The sequence below is a fragment of the Alteromonas sp. ASW11-130 genome, assembly GCF_026183735.1.
In the GTDB taxonomy this organism is placed as follows: Bacteria; Pseudomonadota; Gammaproteobacteria; order Enterobacterales; family Alteromonadaceae; genus Alteromonas.
Genome location: NZ_JAPFRE010000028.1, coordinates 1 through 1454, shown reverse-complemented (window position 1 = coordinate 1454; position 1454 = coordinate 1). Strand labels below are relative to the sequence as shown.

The following is a 1454-nucleotide window of genomic DNA, read 5'->3' as shown; positions in this document are numbered from 1 at the left end:
CATCGTCAACATTATCTGGAACAACGGACTGTGTGCCTGGCTACGCGGAACCTTCAAACGCTCCACCACCTGCTCAAACGGCACATCCTGATGTGACTGCGCCCCTAAGTGCACCGCCCTGACATGCGCCAGATACCCGGCCACATCCGCATGCTGCATATCCGTTCGTAACACCAGGGTATTCACAAAATACCCTATCAACGGTGCCAGCTCCGCCTGCAACCGGTTCGCCACCGGCGTCCCTATCACAATGTCATCACTGCCACTGTGACGTGATAACAACAACGCCAACGCACCATGCAATAACATAAACGGCGTTAACTGATGCTCACCGGCCACCGCCGTTAACTTCGCCACCGTCGACGCATCCAGCTCGCCACGCACCATCGCGCCACGGGACTGTTTCACCTGGCCCCGCGCCTTATCCAGCGGCAGGCTATGTACCACCGGCACATCCGCCAGTTGCGTTTCCCAGTACGCCAACTGCCCGGCCAGTTGCGCCTCATTCACATGCGTCTGTTGCCACTGCGCAAAGTCCGCATACTGTATCGCCAACGGCGAAAGCGGCCCCGGCTTACCCTGGCTGTACGCGTCATACAGCGTGAAAAACTCCTGCGTCAGCACTTCCACTGACCACCCGTCCGACGCAATATGGTGCATGTTAAATAACAGCACACCACTGCTCGCGGAGGTATGAATATAACTGACCCGCACCATCACATCCGTGCGTAAGTCAAACGCCCGTTGCATCTCGGCCACCACGTAGGCTTCCACCGCTGCCGCCTGTGTCTCACCCGTGAGATGACTGACGTCACTTTCCGCCACACTGAACGACACCTCCTCCATATCGCGTATCCGCTGGTAAGCCTGACCGTCCTCTTCTTCATACACCGTGCGTAACACTTCATGGCGGGCGATTATCGCGCTGAACACCTCGCCCACTAACGCACGGTCGAACGCCCCTTCCACATGAAACGCCACCGGCATGTTGTATTCCGGCGTGCCACCCTGCAACTTGTCGATAAACCATAAACGCTGTTGCGAGTACGACATCACTGCACGCCCGTCTGGCCTCGCTTGCGCCACTATCGCCGGTAATCCCACAGCCTGGCTCGCCTCTATCTCGCCCGCTAGCCCTTGCAGGGTCTCCTGCTCAAACACCCGCTGCACGGAGATATCCGCCCCAAACTCTCGCCGGATGGCCGCCACTAACCGCGTCGTCAATAACGAGTGTCCGCCTGAACTAAAGAAGTTGGCCGTGGCACTCACGCTGGCGACATCTGTTCCCAGTAAGTCCGCCCAAATCCCCGCCAGCGTCACCGCAGTCTCACCTGATGGCGCCACATACGCCCCCTGCAACGCCGTCGCATCCGGGGCCGGTAACGCCTTTTTATCTATCTTGCCATTCGGGGTCAGCGGCCACTGTGCCACCACTATCACATTCCCCGGTACCA

At 58.7% G+C, this 1454-nt stretch carries 1 protein-coding gene; it reads right to left on the bottom strand.

The annotated features are described in order from the left end of the window. Positions 1-1434, bottom strand: a 1434-nt coding sequence (locus OPS28_RS11725) for a condensation domain-containing protein (RefSeq protein WP_265609653.1), incomplete at its 3' end; no start/stop codon positions are given. Between the last annotated feature and the right edge of the window lie 20 nt (positions 1435-1454).